Origin of the sequence: Microcoleus sp. S36b_A4 (genome assembly GCF_036700645.1) — a bacterium.
Classification (GTDB): Bacteria; Cyanobacteriota; Cyanobacteriia; order Cyanobacteriales; family Microcoleaceae; genus Microcoleus.
In genome coordinates, this window is record NZ_JAUBPI010000039.1 from 1 (window position 1) to 17,077 (window position 17,077).

Genomic DNA, 17,077 nt, shown 5'->3' on the forward strand with positions numbered 1-17,077 from the left:
AATCTTACACATGCTCAGCGCTGTCAGGAGCCAAAGTCTTTTGATGTAAGGGTTTTAGGCTTTTTCAGCAAGCCCTATTTAGATCAGTCTTGCGGTTAATTAACCAACTTTCAAACGATCGTTGACTTTCACTGCTGCGTCGACCGGCTAGCAAACCTCCAACTCCAATATGTTCGTCTAAATCAACCCATTCAATGGCATAACCATCTCCAAGTAGCTGCCAATTATGTCTTTCCTCCGGGGTACCGTGCAACAAAGGGGGATACCAAGCTAAGGGAACACTCAAACTGCGACCATCAACTAAGTCCACAATTACTTTTTCATCTGTCACCGTGACTTTAATTACGAGGGGTTCTGTTTCAAGGATCAAAGTAGTCATGCCAAGCCTCCAACAATATTTGTTCATATTCCTCTATAAGACGAGCAATCTGGTTTAATTCATGCTCTTTGAAGCCTATATTTTTTTCTAGAGATACAGGATTCATCCAAAATTTGGCAAGTTGCCGATCGCGCGTAACATGAATGTGGGCGGGTTCGCCTCGATCGGAACTAAAAAAGATGAAACTGTAGGGGCTAACCTAAAAAACCGCAGGCATTAGCCGCTATCTTGTGAATTTTGTCAGAATTTTAACCTGCATTTGCTCTTAAATTTGTGGCTAAGCTGTTCACCATTTAAATCTCAGAGGCTATCTAGGCCAGTAAAGGGTTTCAGGCTCTGAAATACGCAGTTTAAATGCTAAACAGCTTACTATCAATATTAATAATCAGCGGGCGATCGCCTTTTTACATCTCTGCTTTGATTAGTGCGATCGCGGTTTTTTTTCCTACCTTTTTTAATTTGCTGGCTCATCTCGACAAACAAATCTCTGCGTAAATAAGGATAGTCGCTCACCCACACGTCACGGCTGGGAATATAAATATCTGAAACTTTGGCAATTCTGCCTAAATCTTCTTGATTTGACATAATTAACATTAAAGCAGCTTGGCCGGGGACAATTCCTTGATGATCTTTCCGCAATGGAGCTCGAAGTGTAGTAGTAAATCCGGTTTTGTCGCCAACTTCTAAGTTGATTCGTGGTTCTAGGTTGTCAACTATTACGAGTTGTCCTTTTTGATTGACTGTTTCTTCTTGACTTGTGACTTCATCTGTAATATATATATCCAAAACTCGTCCTTGCCAAAAACCGCAGTATTGATATTTGCGGCATTCTGCATTCCGCAAACTCGCCCACAAAATCGGCCCCCACAGCCAGTACAAACCAGCTATCAATCCGGTGATTAAAACTAGCGGCCCGACATCGGAACCGACGAAGTTATAAACTACCAGGAGGAAAACTACGGTGACGGCAGAGATTAACATTCGCCTCAAAAAATCGGGCGGTTTTCCCCAGATATATTTATATTGCGCTCCCGTGGCGACGGCGGGAATTAGTTCTTGAAAGGTTTCGCGGGTTAATGGAATTAGCATAATTAGTCAGTTGGCAGTTGGCGGTTGGCAGTTGGCAGTTGGCAGTTGGCAGTTGGCAGTAGTAACAAATTACCAATTACCAATTACCAATTACCTACAAGATTTTTTCCAGACCGTAAACGAGCGATCGCAATTCAATGACTTTGCGTATAGACAGCAAGACTCCGGGCATATAACAAGCGCGATCGCTAGTATCGTGTCGTAAAGTATAAACTTGACCGGCGCCGCCAAAAATTACCTCTTGGTGGGCAATTAAACCGGGTAAACGGATGCTGTGAATGCGAATCCCTTCATCCGCCAGTGAACCTCGAGCTCCGGCTAATTTTTCGGTTTCCTCAACTTCTGGAGGATTGAAAGTTTTTCCCATCTCTGCTAACATTTGGGCAGTTTGAATTGCCGTACCGCTGGGAGCGTCGGCTTTTTGATTGTGGTGCAGCTCGATAATTTCTACGTGTTCAAAATACTGAGATGCCGTGACGGCGGCTTGTTGGAGCAAAACCATGCCGATCGAGAAATTGGGTATGATCAAACACCCTGTGCTCGCTTTATCAGCAAATTCAGCTAAGTTTTCAATTTGCTTGCTGCTCAATCCGGTAGTGCCGACTACGGGGCGAATCCCGTAAGCTATAGCCGATCGCACGTTTTCATAAACAGACGAAGGGTGCGTAAAATCTACCATCACTCCTAACTGCTTTTCCTGAGCTGCTAATACCAGCATTCCTTGCAAGTCGTCAGTGATGGGAACTTCTAACGGGCCGCATCCGGCTACTTCGCCGGCATCGGCGTTGAGGCACGACTGAGAGCGGTCTACAGCTCCAAATAAGGTCATGTCACTAGCATGGGCGATCGCCTTAATTACTTCGCGGCCCATTTTGCCTGCAGCACCGTTAACAATCACCGGAATCGGAAGTTGATTCGCCATAATCTCAAAAATATCCTGAAAGTTTGATCGACTAAATTTTAACGCTTGTGGGAATTTGGGTAAACAAGGAATGAAAGACAGGATTTGTCGGCCAATCTTCCAAAACCCGGTTCAGATTCGAGAAATATTTTGCCAAATCGAGTAATTAGCTTAAAGAAACTCGGTGGCGGCAGAAGTTCTGAAAAAATTACATTCAATCTCATATTAAGCTCAATTCTGTAAGAACAGACTGCAAAGCTAATTTGCACCGACATATTTTTTCTGTGACTGCCAAATTCTCTCGAAATCTTCGATATGTCATGTCTGTCGCAACTGGTCTCAACCTGAGTTCTCAAAACCGACGGGTTAGGATTTTGCCTGCAATGCTTGCGGGCGCGACTGTAACGCTGCTGAATATGGGAGTTCGGCAGTTGGGAGGCCTGCAAAGCCTGGAATTGGGGAGTTTTGACTCGTTAGTGCGCTTGCAGCCAGATTCGGGCCCCGATCCGCGACTGCTGGTAGTGGGAATTTCTGAGGCCGATATTCAAGCTTTGGGGAGATTTCCGATTTCCGACGGTGCGATCGCTCAAACCTTGGCAAAACTGCAAAAGTATCAGCCAAAAGTCATCGGTTTGGATTTGTACCGGGATTTGCCTCAACCGCCGGGACACGAAGAATTGCTGGTCGCGCTGAAAGCACCGAATGTGGTGGCGATCTATAAATTGAGCGATTCAGAAAGTCAGGGAGTGCCTGCGCCTCCGGGGATACCGCCCGATCGGCTCGGTTTTAACGACTTCGTGCTCGATCCTGATGGCGTTGTACGCCGCAATTTGCTTTCAGTCTCGCAACCCGACAAAAAGATTGCTTTATCGTTTTCTGTGCAAGTGGCTTTGCTGTATCTCAAAGACAGAGTACAGCAGAAAAATAGCCCTGTTCATCCCCACCAAATCAATTGGGGAAAGGCAGAATTTGTGCCTTTAACTTCTAACAGTGGCGGCTATGCAAATCTCGACGCCAAAGGCTACCAAATTCTGCTCAAATACCGTTCTGGTAAGGAGGTGGCGCGACAAGTCAGTATCAGGCAGGTATTGAAGGGAGAAATTGACCCAAGCTGGGTTAAGGACAAGATTGTGTTGATTGGGACAACGGCACCGAGTACCAGAGATTTGTTTTTGACGCCCTACAGCCCGGTTAAAATGCAAAGTCCGAAAATGCCGGGGGTGTTGCTGCACGCACAAATGCTCAGCCAAATATTGAGTGCGGTTTTGGATGGGCGATCGCTATTTTGGGTGTGGCCGGAATGGGCGGAAATTTTGTGGAACGGTGCTTGGGCGATGATTGGCGGGGTTTTGGCTTGGCGGATTCAGCATCCTGTGAGGGCGGGATTGGCTGGGGCTGCGGGATTGATGGGACTGTTGGGGATTAGTTATGGGATTTTTACTGGGGGTGGGTGGATACCGCTGGTGTCGCCGACTTTGGGTTTGGTTGTGACTGGTGTGAGTGTCAGTGCTTACAGGAAGCTTTACGATGCTTTTCACGATTCTCTAACAGGTTTGCCCAACCGGGATTTGTTCGTGGATTGTCTGGGGCGGGCGATCGCCAATACTAGGGGCCGCCGCAGCTATCTGTTTGCGGTGCTGTTTCTGGATTTAGACAGGTTTAAGGTGATTAATGATTCTTTGGGTCATTTGGCGGGGGATGAACTGCTGATGGCGGTGGTGTTGCGGTTGAGGACAAGTATTGGTCGCGCCGATACGGTGGCGCGGGTGGGGGGTGATGATTTTGCGATTTTGGTGAGGAATGTTGATGTTGCTACTGCGGTGGATTTGGCCACTCGAATTCACCAAGCTTTAATTGTGCCTTTTGAGTTGAAGGGGCAGGAGGTGTTTTTGACGGCAAGCATCGGGATTGCGCTGGGGGGCGAACCGGCTGCTACTGTCAGTGAACAGCCGGAACACTTGCTGCGGGACGCCCACACGGCGATGTACCGGGCAAAGGCTTTGGGAACGGGAAGGTATCAGGTGTTTAATGCTTCGATGCACGATTTGGCGGTGGAAAGGTTGCAGTTGGAAACTGATTTGCGGATGGCCCTCAAGCGTCAGGAGTTTTTGCTGCATTACCAGCCGTTTGTATCTTTGGCAAGCGGGAAGATTATTGGGTTTGAGGCTTTGGTGCGTTGGCAGCACCCGCTGCGAGGTTTGATTTCGCCGATGAAGTTTATTCCGGTGGCTGAGGAAACGGGGGCAATTGTGCCGCTGGGTGAGTGGGTGTTGGAGGAGGCTTGCCGGCAGTTGGAGCTTTGGGAGGGAATGTTTGGTTTCGATCGAGCTTTGATTATGAGTGTAAATTTGTCGGGAAAGCAGTTTGCCCAGCCAGATTTGGTCGATCGCATTCAGGTGATTTTGGAAACAACGGGTTTGAATGCCGAGAGTTTGAAGTTGGAGATTACTGAGAGTGTGGTGATGGAGGATGTGGAGTCGGCGATCGCGGTTTTGAAGCAGATGAAAGCGTTAAATGTCAAGTTGGGAATTGATGATTTTGGTACGGGTTATTCGTCGTTGAGTTATTTGAGTCGGTTTCCTACGGATACTTTGAAGGTTGATAAGTCGTTTGTGGGGCGGATGGAACTCGAAAGCGAGGGGGAGAATGTGGCGATCGTGCGGACGATTGTAGCGCTGGCTCATGCTTTGGGTATGGATGTGATTGCTGAGGGTGTGGAGACGGCGGCACAATTAGCTAGGTTGAGGTCGATCGGCTGCGAATATGGTCAGGGTTATTTTTTTGCTAAGCCGTTACCGAGCGAGGCTGCGACTGCTTTGATGGCTTCCGATCCGCAGTGGTAGTTGTGGGTTATTAGTTATTAGTTATTGTACGTTAGAGCTAAAATTAAAAGTCCATCGGGTTCCCAAAGCAGCTCTCTAATATGTTAGGTGCTAAAATTACTGCTAGGTAAACCTGAAAAAATTGTCAGCTATCTCGTTATCGCTCCTCGAAAATTAACAGAGTATCCTCTTAATTTAGATAACGCTCTCGGTAGCGATAAAGCTGTAATATTTCAGGGTTGTTTAGGATTAAATCAATAAAACTATGACTTACTGTTAGCACAGATTTCAATTAAAACTCTTGATGCTGAAGCAATTACTTGTTATTCTACAGATATTGATCATTGCCCGATCGCCCTTAGCTCAAAAAGGTGTTTCTGCCTGTAAGTGCAGCTTTTCTCCCAACTGCGGATGCTCAAACGAAAGTTCCCGCGCGTGCAAGTGTAGGCGATTCGCAGCAGCCCGACATCCGTAAAGTCGATCGCCCAAAATCGGTATCCCTAACCCTCGAACATCCGCTGCATGAACCCTCAATTGATGAGTGCGTCCCGTCAGCGGCAAAAACTCGACGCGAGTATGATTTCCCTCTTTCACCATTACCTGAAAACGAGTAACACTGGGTTTTCCGCACTCCCAATTGACTTGCTGGTAAGGGCGGTTTTCTGGATCGCCCCAAAGTGGGAGAGCGATCGTCCCCGCATCAACTTTTACAGTACCCGAAAGCACCGCTTCATAAACTTTGTGAACCTGCTTTTTTGCAAATTGCTGTCTGAGTTGACTGCTAGTTTCTTTGTCCCATGCCAAAAGCAAAATTCCCGATGTCTCCCAATCTAAACGATGCACTATCGTTAAATTTAAACTATCGGGTAACAAGTTCCGCAAACGACTGAAAACACTATCTTGATTTTCAAAATAACGACCTGGAACTGACAGCAATCCAGAGGGTTTATTGACCGCAATCAACCAATTGTCTTCATAGATAATCGGTAGCATTTGCGTAACGAGCAAGATGCCCGTTCCACAAGAAAAATTATTGCTTGTGGGGAGTAAGGGTTGGGCTTCTAGCCCGCCCGTCAAACCCCCATTTATATTAGAAACAATCGGATTTTGAGCTAATCCTGACAGCAAAAAACCCATCAAAGGCTGACACCGATCGCCACAAGCACCGTAAAATTCTCCCTGTATCTTATCCCCCGATGGCGGCCCCCACCAAAACTCAGCCATTGCCAGCGGTTTCAGATTGTGTACTGCAGCACAGTGAAGCAATTTTGGCGCGCAACAGTCGCCGGTGCCAGTGGGAATAGAATTAGTTGGCATCAATGAGGAGATCGATCGCGATGTCCCCAAAAAATTCACCAGAGTGTAAGCCGCGTGCATTTGCGTCTGAAGTTCGCGGGAAAGTTCTTTTCGCCGCTGTTTCAGCGCCCGCATCCGTCGATCCGCAGCTTCAATTAATTGTTTGAGTGGCTGCAATGTTTCATCCCGCTGTCGTTTCAATTGCCTGCGTTCAATTTTCTCCAAACGGCTTTCTTGATTCAGTTGTTCCAGGGCAATTTCTAGTGTTTCTGCTGGGAGAGTTTGACACAGTAACTGGCGTTTTTCATCTCGCTGCTGCTTGCAATTGCGATGCCGATCGCTCAAAACTTGCATTTGCACTTCAAACTCCCGAAATAAGGCTGCATACTCTTGTCGCTGCGGGAGTTGATTGAGTGCAATAAGTTCCTGTTTCATCGCCTCCAATTCAGTTAAGGTGCGGGCTTCCTCGAAAGCAACACGATCTCGTCCCGGAATCGGTGGCACCCAGCCCTCAACAATGCTGCAACCGTTCAGCAGCCCGGAAAATGCTTTGAGTATCCCCTGTTCCCCCGAAGGCATCTCCACCAGTAATATGCCGTACATCTTCCCTTCGCGATCGTAGGAGTCGTCAGCCGCCAGGTATTGCATCAAACCCCGCGCGAGATCCTCGGAAATTAGAGTGCGCGGCAGTCTCAGCAGTTCGCCACTTTGAGGACAACGGCCTTCGTACCAATAATTCGGCTGCGAGTCGATCGACTCCCAATGACAGTCCGTGACATCTAAAAGCGCGTGCATTTCTAACATATTAAATTTGGTTTGAAATCTGAATTAGGGCATATCTGCTTGTATTCTGGATGCTTTCGGTCAATCTATTTTAGATTTTAGATTTTAGATTTTAGATTGAAGCATTGACCCAGCCCAAAAACGGATACGCTGCCACGTACAGGAGTCGTGGAAAGATAAAAATTTTCGACCCTAGTTCAAACTCCCAGATTTATCTGTGGGGTAAATCGAGAATCGAAAATCGAAAATCGAAAATCGAAAATCGAAAATCGACTGACCCCACGGATAAATTCGGGGGGCAAGTTTCATCGGATACAGGTTTTTTATTTCTGGGTCCTGAGTCTGCTTTCGGAATTAATCCGGGGGCTTGTATCCTGGATGCTTTCGGTCAATCGAAAATCGAAAATCGAAAATCGAAAATCGAAAATCGACTGACCGTATGTTACATGGGTGTACCGAAAGTGGGAAGGGTGCATAATTTTATACCTACTAGAATTAAGTAAAAAGGATTGGTTGCACCAAGCCTGATATGCTAAATTTGTTTCAAAACAGCAGCGAGATTAAGAAAAGCATAAGTTAATATATAAGACCGCAAGCTTGTTATCCCACTAAATTTTTATGTGAAAGGCGTATGCCAGACCTCTCGACTTCGGCTCCAGAAAACTCCTCAAACCCCCAACCAGCTCTGCTGCCGCCAATTTTAAGAATTTTTGCAGCATTTCCAGATTACGATCGGGGCAATAGATTGTACGCCGCAGGAAGGTACGAAGCGGCAGTCCTTTGCTACGGAAAAGCGGTTCAAATCAAGCCGGACTGGGCCAGGGCGTGGCTGAATCTGGGCAAAGCTTACAAGCAACTGCATTCCTACGCAGAAACCGTAGCCTGCGCCGATCGAGCTACAGCAATTAATCCCGAAGAATACTGGGCTTGGATGCTGCGCGGCACAGGGCTGTTAAGTTTGCAAAATCACTCAGAAGCGATCGCCGCTTTTGACACCGCTATTCAAATCAATTCAGAAAAGCACGAAGCTTGGTATCAGCGCGGCAGAGTTTTAGAGGAATTGCAGCAGTGGGATGCAGCCGCAACCTGTTACAAAAAAGCAACCCAACTTCATCCGAATTTACCCGCCATGTGGTATCGGCAAGGCAACGTGTTGGTTCAAGCGGAGCGCTATCCTGAAGCCGTTGCCGCTTTCGAGCGCGCGCTGAAACTCGTCCCGACTAATTGGGAAGCTTGGCTGAACCGAGGTTTGGCTTTGATGAAAGCCGAACGCTACGCTGAAGCTGTAACTTCTTACGATCGCGCCATTCAACTGCAACCACAAAATAGTCTGGCTTGGTTCAATCGAGGCATTGCTTCAGCAAAATTGCACAAATATGCAGAAGCGGTGACAGCTTATGATCGCGTACTGCAAATGCAGCCCAACGACTGCGAAGCTTGGTTTTATAAAGGGATGGCCCTCAAACACCAGTGGGCAGACGCGGCAATTGCTTGTTTCGATCGGGCAATTCAAATTAATTCTTTTTATCCCGAAGCATGGATCGGGCGCGGTCAAACACTGTCAGAATCGAGAGATTTTGAAGGGGCGATCGCTGCTTTTGACCAAGCAGTTCAAATTAATCCGAATTTTCCCGAAGCTTGGCTGGGTAGAGGCATCGCCCTGGCAGGATTGGAACGCTACAAAGAGGCAATTATCGCTTACAGCAATGCCCTACAAATTGAAGGTAATTTTCTAGAAGCTTGGAACTTGCGAGGCGAAGCTTTGGAAAAATTACAGCAATACGAAGAAGCGATCGCCTGTTTTGATAAAGTAATCTCTCTGACTTCAGAAGCAGAAATTACATCAAAAGTAGGGTTGCAGCAAGGCGCCGCGCTGGAAAAATTGCAGCGTTACGAAGAAGCCGTCACAGCTTACAACCGCGTCCTAAAAATCGTGCCAGACAATTTTGAAGCTTGGTTGAAACGTGGCAACGCTTTGTCAAAATTGCAGCAGTACGAACAAGCTCTAGCATCATACGATCGAGCAATTACTGTCTGGCCCGATAACTATCAAGGCTGGGTACAGCGAGGTCTGATCCTAGGGGAAATGCAGAACTATTCCCAAGCACTCGTCGCTTTTGACCAAGTGATTCAACTCAAGCCAGACAACTGGGAAGCTTGGGCGCAGCGGGGCGACGTTTTGCAAAAATTGCAGCGAACTCAAGATGCCATTAGCTCTTACGGAGTCGCCCTCGAAATCAAACCCGATTACTACGAAGCTTTAGTCAGTCGAGAAGAATTAAGACTCAAGGGCGCGATGTCAGGAAAGTGGTAAGTGGAAATTGACGAATAGTTTGGAGTTTTGAAATTGCTTTGTTCCTCGTAACGCAGCGCTGGGGTAAAGTTTTAACCTGAACTTCCCCTGCAAATAAGCTAATCCGCATTTAAATTGCATGGTAAAATAAATTTTAACTCTTGTGGGGAGTAGGGGTTGGGCCGGAAAGACCGCCCTCAACATACAATTTAAATGCACAATTAACAATCGAATTAAGTTGATTATGCGACAAAGATAGGGATTTTATAACGCCAGATAACTTGTGATAAGCTGATGCACCTCAGCTTAGTTTTTACTTTTTTTATATAGCATTACTCGGAAATCTCTGCTTCAAAACAGGCATTATCGGACAAGGTTTTTGCTCCTGTAAATTCTCTGGTTTGTTCCAAGTAAAAGGCCCTTTTTTCTCCGCCGCCATCCACAGCAAGCTTTTTGCTCGCGTCATCGCCACATACAGCAGTCGAAACTCTTCGGCTGTTTTCAAATAACCTGCTTGTTCCCAGGCTTCGCCTAGATTTGGTAAAGGATATTTTTCGTGCAAACTTGCTCGAATTTGTGCTCGTGCTACCTCTGCTAAAGTGAAATCTCCTAAAAATCGGGTTTGTGGCAAAACTCGCAAATTTCCGGGGATGGTTTGTTCGTGCAGAAACGGCAAAAATACACAATCCCAATCCAGTCCTTTGGCTTTGTGCATGGTAATAATGGTTAGTTGACCTTTGCTGGTATAACGTTCTTCTATTTTGTCGTCTGCATCCACAGGTTCAAATCTTTCGGAACTGACAATTTCGCTTAGTACGCCCAAAATATTGTGCATTGAATTGTTGCCGGCTGTTTGGATTGCTACCCGTTCTGCTAATTTGTCGGCGGTGGCTAATTCTGTTTGGTCGTATTGCAGCGCTAAGGCTAAGAATGAAATGATTTGGTAGGGTGGCAGTTCTAAGCTAGCTTGCAGCAAACCGCAGCAAAAATAGCGACATTTGCGAACGGGGTCTGACTGCTGGGGGTCTAGGGGGCCTGGGTAAAGGAATTGTTCGGGGCTAGTCGCAAAAGCATTGTAGTCTTGTTTGGGGATCAGTTGCCGATCGCTCAAAATCTTTAACGCTGCTTTCAGGTAGTCTGGAGAGTGGGGGCGATCGAGAAATTGCAGCAGTGTTAAGATTTCCCAAGGCACTTGAGAATGTCTGTCCCGCTCTCCCACATCCTCAATTTTAATCCCGTATTTCCGCAAATCAAAGCTTAATCCGTGTTTTTGAGGATTTTCCAGCACTTCTTTGATAAACTTGCCTTGTTTGTTTTCCCGCACCAAAATAGCCATCGATTTCAGATTTTCTAACGGCAATTTTGCACTACTTTCCCCATCGGTAGCTTCTTCGCCTGAATCGATAGCTTTTTCAGTTTTTGTAAATTCAAAATCGGCTGGTAAAAATTCCTCAACTAACTCAATTACCCGCTGACCAATTAACTCTACTGTATGGTAAATATCGCGGGGAGTATGCAATTCTAAGCCTCGACCAAGGGGAGCCGGATTTGCATTCTGCTGCGGGTCATCGCTGGGTACGGGCTTAATAGTTTGGTCGCGAAAAGGCTTTTCATGTTTCGCTAATTCCGAACCATTTACCCATTGCAACATAAAGTTAGCCGCATCGATAATTACTTGGGTGCTGCGGCCGGCACCGTCCATTGTAGCTAACTTATTCTCTACTTCGCACTCATCACAAAATTGGTTAAAATAAATCGGGTCGGCGGGAGTGAAAGTAGAATTAATCGCTTGATTTGGGTCGCCAACTCTGATAAAATTGGGAGGTAAAGTAGGATGATCGGGATCGATCGCCAATGTTTCCAAAAGCCGAGTCTGCAAAGGTGTAGAATCCTGCGCTTCGTCCTCAAAAACAGCAAATACTTGCTTTTGCTCGATCGCCCTCGCCTTCGGATTGTCCAACACCCGCAAAGCTGCTAAAATCATTTCGTCGTAATCGATGAATTCCCGACTCCTCAACAAAGCCTGATATTTTTGATATAAACCCCCAGCTACCGCTAAAATCTCATAACCGTCCCCACTATCAAGAGCGCTCATTTCTAACAACTGTTCGGGAAATAAACCAGAAGATTTCGCCTCGTGAATCACAGTTTTAGCTACCTGCGGCAAAATTTCCGTCCGCAAAACCGATTGTCGCCGCAGCCTCTCCGTTTCCTCTCCGTCGAATTGCTGTCCTTCCAACAAAACTTGATATCGGCGGGGATTTTCCGCAATCCAAAGTTCTACACAGGTGCGAATTAATCGGTGACTTTGAGTAGGAGTAACTAAGGTTGAATTTTCTAAATTTAAACCCGACAAATCAGGATGGCGCATCGCAATATTCAAAGCTAAACCGTGCAAAGTGTGCACCGCAAAACCGCCTTGAGATAAAGACAATTGGGCCAATCTTTCCCGAATTTTAGCTTTAATATTAGCAGCAGCCGATCGCGTAAATGTCACGACAATTAACTGGCGACGGCTGTGAAGCTGGTTGCGGGCGATCGCAATTGCCGACGCAGCAGCCATTCCCGTAGACTTCCCGGCTCCCGGAACCGCCGAAACAGCAAGGGGGCCGCCTTGCCAATCCGCCATGTCCTGCTGGCCCGCACGCAAGCTTTCGCGAATTTTAAGGCAAGCTTGTTCTCGCAAAACTGCCGCAGAGTCTAACCCAGAGGAAATGTTGCCAGGGCGATCGATATTGGTTGTCGATCGCATAAAATCAGAATCAAATTCATCAGTCATTATTACATCCGCGTTTATCTGCGTTCATCTGCGGTTAAAAATAAAAAAATCTGCAACCTCTACCGTTTCCATTTCGGTATCGGCTAAACTAACGCTATCTATTCGAGCTTAAATTAAAACCAGCATAAAATTCAATACCCAAGCCTTTTTTAGAGGAGTCACCCAAATGAAAACTCGCCTCAAAATCAATTCCCCGCCCCACAAGCCAAACCCAAACCCAGCCAACAACAGCACAACTCGTTTTGCTGTTGCGGTATTCTTAACTTTATCTTCCACAATTGCTTTGCCTAGCTGCGGAGGAGCTCAAACGTCCAGCAGCGCTCCAGGCGGCGCCGATTCACCCAGCATCCGTGAAAACCAAGTTACCGCATCGGCTCCACAATCAGCACCAGCACCCGAGCCAGCAGCCCAGAGGTCAAAAACTTCTGGTGCATCAAAAAAAGCAGCAGAAACAACCGCAACCCGTCCCCAACTGATTAAAAAAGCCGAACTCAGCGTAGTTGTCAAATCTATTGACGCCAGCACTAAATCTGTTACCAATATTGTCGAAAAACAGCAAGGCGATATCTTGGGTTTCCAAAATCAAAAGCCGCCGGATTCGAGTGTCCGCCAAACCGCGTCTGTGGAGATTCGCGTGCCTCAAGAACGGTTAGAAACTACTTTAGACGCTTTGGCAAAACTCGGAACTGTAGAGAACCGTGCTCTGACGGCTGAGGATGTTACCGATCAATTAGTTGACAATGAGGCTAGGCTGCGGAACCTTCGCAAATCGGAGGAAATGGTGTTAAAAATTATGGAGCGATCGGGTTCTGTCGGTGATGTGCTCAAAGCTGCTCAAGAGTTGAGCAATATTCGGGAGTCGATCGAACGCATTGACGCTCAGTTAAAAAGTTTGCGAAATCAAGTAGCATATTCGACTATTAGCTTAACTCTAGAAGCAGCAGTATCGGCTCAACAAACTCAGGAACCTTCTCTAGGTTTGCGGGTACAGGAAACTTGGGGGAAAGCAACTCATTCTGTGGGTGAATTGACGCTAGGTTTGTTTGGTTTGGGTATTTGGCTGTTGGCTTACAGTCCTTATTTTCTGTTAATTTGGGCTGCGGTTTACGGCTTTAATCGATTTAAGAAACAGCATTCTGTTCCGCAAATTCAAGAACCGAAACCGCCTCAGTAGTCAGTAGTCAGTAGTCAGTAGTCAGTAGTCAGTAGTCATTGGTCAGTAGTCAGTAGTCATTAGTCAGTAGTCAGTAGTCAGTAGTCATTAGTCAGTAGTCAGTAGTCAGTAGTCAGTAGTCAGTAGTCAGTAGTCAGTAGTCAGTAGTCATTCCACCCACATAAAATTTATCTATTGTGGAACAGCCGGAGAAACCGTTATTAAAACCAACGACAACTGGCAACTAACAACAGTCAACTGGCAACTAACAACAGTCAACAGTCAACTGCCAACAGTCAACAGTCAACAGTCAACTGACAACTGCCAACTGACTAATCATCAATTTGCCACCCATCTTTGGTATAGTCTTCATCCACAATCTTTTTCGGACGCATCACCAGAACAACTCGCCCCAAAATAGGAATATCCGGGGATTGTTCAAACCAGTACAATTCTAAATTGCCAGCGTTATCGGCGAGGAAATAACTGTCAGCATCCCACTGTCTGTGGGCTCGATCGGCAATAATCAAAACTTCTTCAACTTTGCCTTGCAGCGGTACCGGCAATTGATCGCTCATTTCCAAAACAGCCACCGGATCTTCAGCGTTCAAAATTACCTGCCATCCGGGAATCGCCACCCAAGCTCCGGCTCCAGAAAATTTTACCATTCGGAACGGCTCGATTTCCTCCGGCAAAGGCACTGCCAGCAAATCTGTCGTAGAAAGCGGCAATTTGCCGACAACCGGGACAACGCGCGGCAATTGTTCTTCGGTATCCAGCCGATAGACGGGCAAGCGGGGCGCTTCCCGTCTGGAAACGACGGTAAAATCAACGAGCAACTGCTCGATTTGCGCCCTAGCGGTTGGGCTGCTAGCTAATTTTAAACCGCGAGCAATTAAGCGCGATCGCTCTTGCAAATCGCTTTTCTGTCTCGCTAATTGCCAGCATTGGTAAGCCATAGCATCGCCGGGAGTGTCTGTGAACCCTTGGGGGAGACTCCCGAAGTGCGAAAACTCCTTGATCGCTTTAGCAACTTGGCGAGCATCGTCAACATCCAAATTGTGGGTTAGCATCAAAGCAGCGGCCCCGGCACGCTCTACTTGAGAGAGAATCCGAAACTCGTATAAGATATCGCTACCTTTGCCTAAAAAGTGCGATCGAACTTCCTCTGAAGCCCCAGCATTTACCATGCTGGTGTAAACTTGGGCTGCTACGCTTACTTGATTTTGCTGAATTGGCTCAAAACCAGTTTCTTCAAAAATCCTTTGAGAGTTGTAGCCAGCTTTTAGCAGTGCTGTGCAGGCCTGTCCCCACTCTACCCAAGTGCCTTCTTTGCGGCGGAGCGATCGAATTAACTTTTCAGCATCCACAGCATTGGTGGAGGGTGCAGATGCAGGAGGGGAGGAATCTTGCGGTGTATCAGTCATAATTGAATCAAAAACTAGCGCTAAGTTATGTGTTATTGGATACCGGCAAGGCTCGTGTCGCGGCAGAGCGATAGATTAATAGTAAGTGAGTTATGAGACTATTGTTACAGAATAGTTGCTCGCCTAAATTTACGAAGGGGAGTTTATCGTATTGTTATGGATAATGCCATTTCAGAGCTAGATCAAATTAAACGCCAGCTCATGACCCTACACAGACCGAAAAAGCCCAAAATGCTGGTAGTAGACGACGAACCAGACAATCTGGATTTACTCTACCGCACTTTCCGACGAGATTTTAACGTTCTCAAAGCTGAGAGCGGAATTCGCGCCTTGGAAGTCCTCGGCATCGAAGGCGAGGTCGCCGTGATCATTTCCGACCAGCGGATGCCCGAAATGAAGGGAACGGAGTTTTTGAGCAAAACCGTGCCCCAGTTTCCGAATACGGTCAGAATTATCTTGACTGGTTTTACGGACATTGAAGACTTGGTAGATGCGATTAACTCAGGACAGGTTTACAAGTATATCACCAAGCCTTGGGACCCGAACGAATTGAAAATGGTGGTGCAAAAGGCAGCCGAGACTTATGAAATTCTCAAGCAGCGGACTGAGGAATTGGATCGCGCCCAAACTCAAATACAACTGTTAGCAACAATCATGCAAACGGCTGTGGATTATCCGAGTTTGGAAGCAAGTTTAGATCCAATTGCTACTGCTATAAGTGATAATTTTTTGGCGGACTCTTGCATTTTGCAACTGGTGGAAGGAAATGTTTTAATACCAGTCCAAGGCAGTCACACCACTGGTGCAACTGTGGAAAATTGGCTGGCAGATGATCCTCTGGTTCGAGAAGCAATTACCTCTCAAACAATTCAGGGTGCTGTGAATATTGCGCTCGACACCAACCTAGCGAGTCTGCCGCACTATCAGAAATCCGGCATTCAAGCTCACCTGAGCATCCCGGTGATTCACAAAGGTCGATCGATCGCCCTGATTTCCATGCAGTGGAAGCAACCTTGTTCCCTGCGCCCCGACGAACTCACAACAGTTCACCTCGCCGCTCAAGAAGTTGCTTTGGTATTGACGAGTTTTCAGGGTCATTAGTCATCAGTCATCAGTCATTAGTCATTAGTCATCAGTCATCAGTCATCAGTCATCAATCGGCTCTGTGTCTTGAGTCGAAAATGATAGCCAACCAATGATTAAAGACAACATATCACCGATCGCTAACAAATAAAAAAGCATTAATGACTGGCGACAGCATGACATGAATGGACGGATTAATTATTAGTTCCGGCTGACAAATCACCTTTTCCCAAATCACTTTTTCACCTTTTTCGCAATGACAAATGACCAATGACTAATAACGCCGAAGAAATTAAAACTATATTTAATCGAATTGCACCAGTTTACAACCAATTGAACGACTGGTTGAGCTTTGGGCAACACCGGATTTGGAAGCAAATGGCGGTGAAATGGAGCAGTGCGGGTCCCGGAAATACTTGTTTAGATTTGTGCTGCGGTAGCGGGGATCTAGCTTTGTTGCTGGCCAAACAAGCAGGGCCGACCGGTTGCGTATTTGGAGTAGATTTTTCTGCCGAACAATTGGCCGTGGCGGCCAAACGCGCGATACCTTTTCTCACCCCTATAAGTCCCATTTCCTGGGTAGAAGCTGACGCCCTAGACTTGCCTTTTGCTGACAATTACTTCGACTGCGCCACAATGGGTTATGGCCTACGTAACGTGACTGACATCCCCCGCAGTCTTCAGGAATTGCACCGCGTACTCAAACCCGGTGCCAAAGCAGCTATTCTCGACCTCCACCGCCCCAGCAATTCCCTAATGCGGAGCTTTCAGCAGTTTTATCTAGACAGTCTCGTAGTGCCCATTGCTCAGCAATTTGGAATGACTCAAGAATATGCTTATATTAATCCCAGTTTAGAAAAATTCCCGATCGGCCAGGAGCAAGTCGCGATCGCCAACAAAGCCGGATTTGCCACCGCCACCCACTACCCCATTGCCGGAGCTATGATGGGAGTATTGGTATTAGTCCGTTGACTGTTGTCAGTTGTCAGTTGTCAGTTGTCAGTTGTCAGTTGTCAGTTGTCAGTTGTCAGTTGTCAGTTGTCAACAGTCAACAGTTAACAGTTAACAGTTA

13 protein-coding genes are annotated in these 17,077 nt (G+C 46.7%); 6 read left to right on the forward strand and 7 right to left on the reverse strand.

The window, feature by feature from the left end; genetic code table 11:
• Positions 1-64 precede the first annotated feature (64 nt).
• From QUA03_RS14535 to dapB, 4 genes are all read right to left on the reverse strand, one after another.
• Positions 65-379 (reverse strand): DUF2442 domain-containing protein, encoded by a 315-nt coding sequence (locus QUA03_RS14535; protein WP_333212999.1) that lies wholly within the window; start codon positions 377-379, stop codon positions 65-67.
• On the reverse strand, positions 360-560 hold the full coding sequence (locus QUA03_RS29020; RefSeq protein ID WP_445242604.1) for a DUF4160 domain-containing protein: 201 nt from the start codon (positions 558-560) through the stop codon (positions 360-362). The genes QUA03_RS14535 and QUA03_RS29020 overlap by 20 nt, the downstream gene beginning before the upstream one ends.
• A 197-nt stretch (positions 561-757) precedes the next feature.
• Positions 758-1,468 (reverse strand): phosphate ABC transporter permease, encoded by a 711-nt coding sequence (locus QUA03_RS14540; RefSeq protein WP_333213000.1) that lies wholly within the window; start codon positions 1,466-1,468, stop codon positions 758-760.
• A 94-nt stretch (positions 1,469-1,562) separates the two neighbouring features.
• Positions 1,563-2,390 carry a 4-hydroxy-tetrahydrodipicolinate reductase gene (gene dapB, locus QUA03_RS14545; protein WP_333213001.1) on the reverse strand — a complete coding sequence of 276 codons (828 nt, stop codon included), beginning with the start codon at positions 2,388-2,390 and terminating at the stop codon, positions 1,563-1,565.
• Positions 2,391-2,689: 299 nt separating this feature from the next.
• On the opposite strand from dapB, the gene QUA03_RS14550 reads away from it, so the two are divergent.
• Together QUA03_RS14550 and QUA03_RS29025 are read left to right on the forward strand one after the other, a co-directional pair.
• Positions 2,690-5,212, forward strand: coding sequence for an EAL domain-containing protein (locus QUA03_RS14550; RefSeq protein WP_333213002.1), 2,523 nt, complete (start codon positions 2,690-2,692; stop codon positions 5,210-5,212).
• Positions 5,213-5,299: 87 nt separating this feature from the next.
• Positions 5,300-5,452 carry a DUF6883 domain-containing protein gene (locus tag QUA03_RS29025; RefSeq protein ID WP_445242603.1) on the forward strand — a complete coding sequence of 51 codons (153 nt, stop codon included), beginning with the start codon at positions 5,300-5,302 and terminating at the stop codon, positions 5,450-5,452.
• A 102-nt stretch (positions 5,453-5,554) separates the two neighbouring features.
• Here the strand turns inward: QUA03_RS29025 and QUA03_RS14555 are convergent, their stop codons facing one another.
• Entirely contained in the window at positions 5,555-7,291 is a 1,737-nt protein-coding gene (locus tag QUA03_RS14555) for a pseudouridine synthase (RefSeq protein ID WP_333213003.1), read from the reverse strand.
• A 610-nt stretch (positions 7,292-7,901) separates the two neighbouring features.
• Between QUA03_RS14555 and QUA03_RS14560 the strand changes: the two genes are divergently transcribed.
• Positions 7,902-9,584 (forward strand): tetratricopeptide repeat protein, encoded by a 1,683-nt coding sequence (locus QUA03_RS14560; protein WP_333213004.1) that lies wholly within the window; start codon positions 7,902-7,904, stop codon positions 9,582-9,584.
• 301 nt (positions 9,585-9,885) lie between these two features.
• Here QUA03_RS14560 and QUA03_RS14565 read toward each other — a convergent pair whose 3' ends face one another.
• Positions 9,886-12,342 carry an ATP-dependent helicase gene (locus tag QUA03_RS14565; RefSeq protein WP_333213005.1) on the reverse strand — a complete coding sequence of 819 codons (2,457 nt, stop codon included), beginning with the start codon at positions 12,340-12,342 and terminating at the stop codon, positions 9,886-9,888.
• Positions 12,343-12,508: 166 nt separating this feature from the next.
• On the opposite strand from QUA03_RS14565, the gene QUA03_RS14570 reads away from it, so the two are divergent.
• On the forward strand, positions 12,509-13,516 hold the full coding sequence (locus tag QUA03_RS14570; RefSeq protein ID WP_333213006.1) for a DUF4349 domain-containing protein: 1,008 nt from the start codon (positions 12,509-12,511) through the stop codon (positions 13,514-13,516).
• Positions 13,517-13,827: 311 nt separating this feature from the next.
• Here the strand turns inward: QUA03_RS14570 and QUA03_RS14575 are convergent, their stop codons facing one another.
• A complete protein-coding gene (locus QUA03_RS14575; RefSeq protein ID WP_333213007.1) occupies positions 13,828-14,922 on the reverse strand; it encodes a RuBisCO accumulation factor 1 in 1,095 nt (364 codons plus the stop codon).
• 156 nt (positions 14,923-15,078) lie between these two features.
• Between QUA03_RS14575 and QUA03_RS14580 the strand changes: the two genes are divergently transcribed.
• Together QUA03_RS14580 and ubiE are read left to right on the forward strand one after the other, a co-directional pair.
• Positions 15,079-16,023, forward strand: coding sequence for a response regulator (locus QUA03_RS14580; protein WP_333213008.1), 945 nt, complete (start codon positions 15,079-15,081; stop codon positions 16,021-16,023).
• A gap of 252 nt (positions 16,024-16,275) precedes the next feature.
• Positions 16,276-16,977 carry a bifunctional demethylmenaquinone methyltransferase/2-methoxy-6-polyprenyl-1,4-benzoquinol methylase UbiE gene (gene ubiE, locus QUA03_RS14585; RefSeq protein WP_333213009.1) on the forward strand — a complete coding sequence of 234 codons (702 nt, stop codon included), beginning with the start codon at positions 16,276-16,278 and terminating at the stop codon, positions 16,975-16,977.
• The last annotated feature ends 100 nt before the right edge of the window (positions 16,978-17,077 follow it).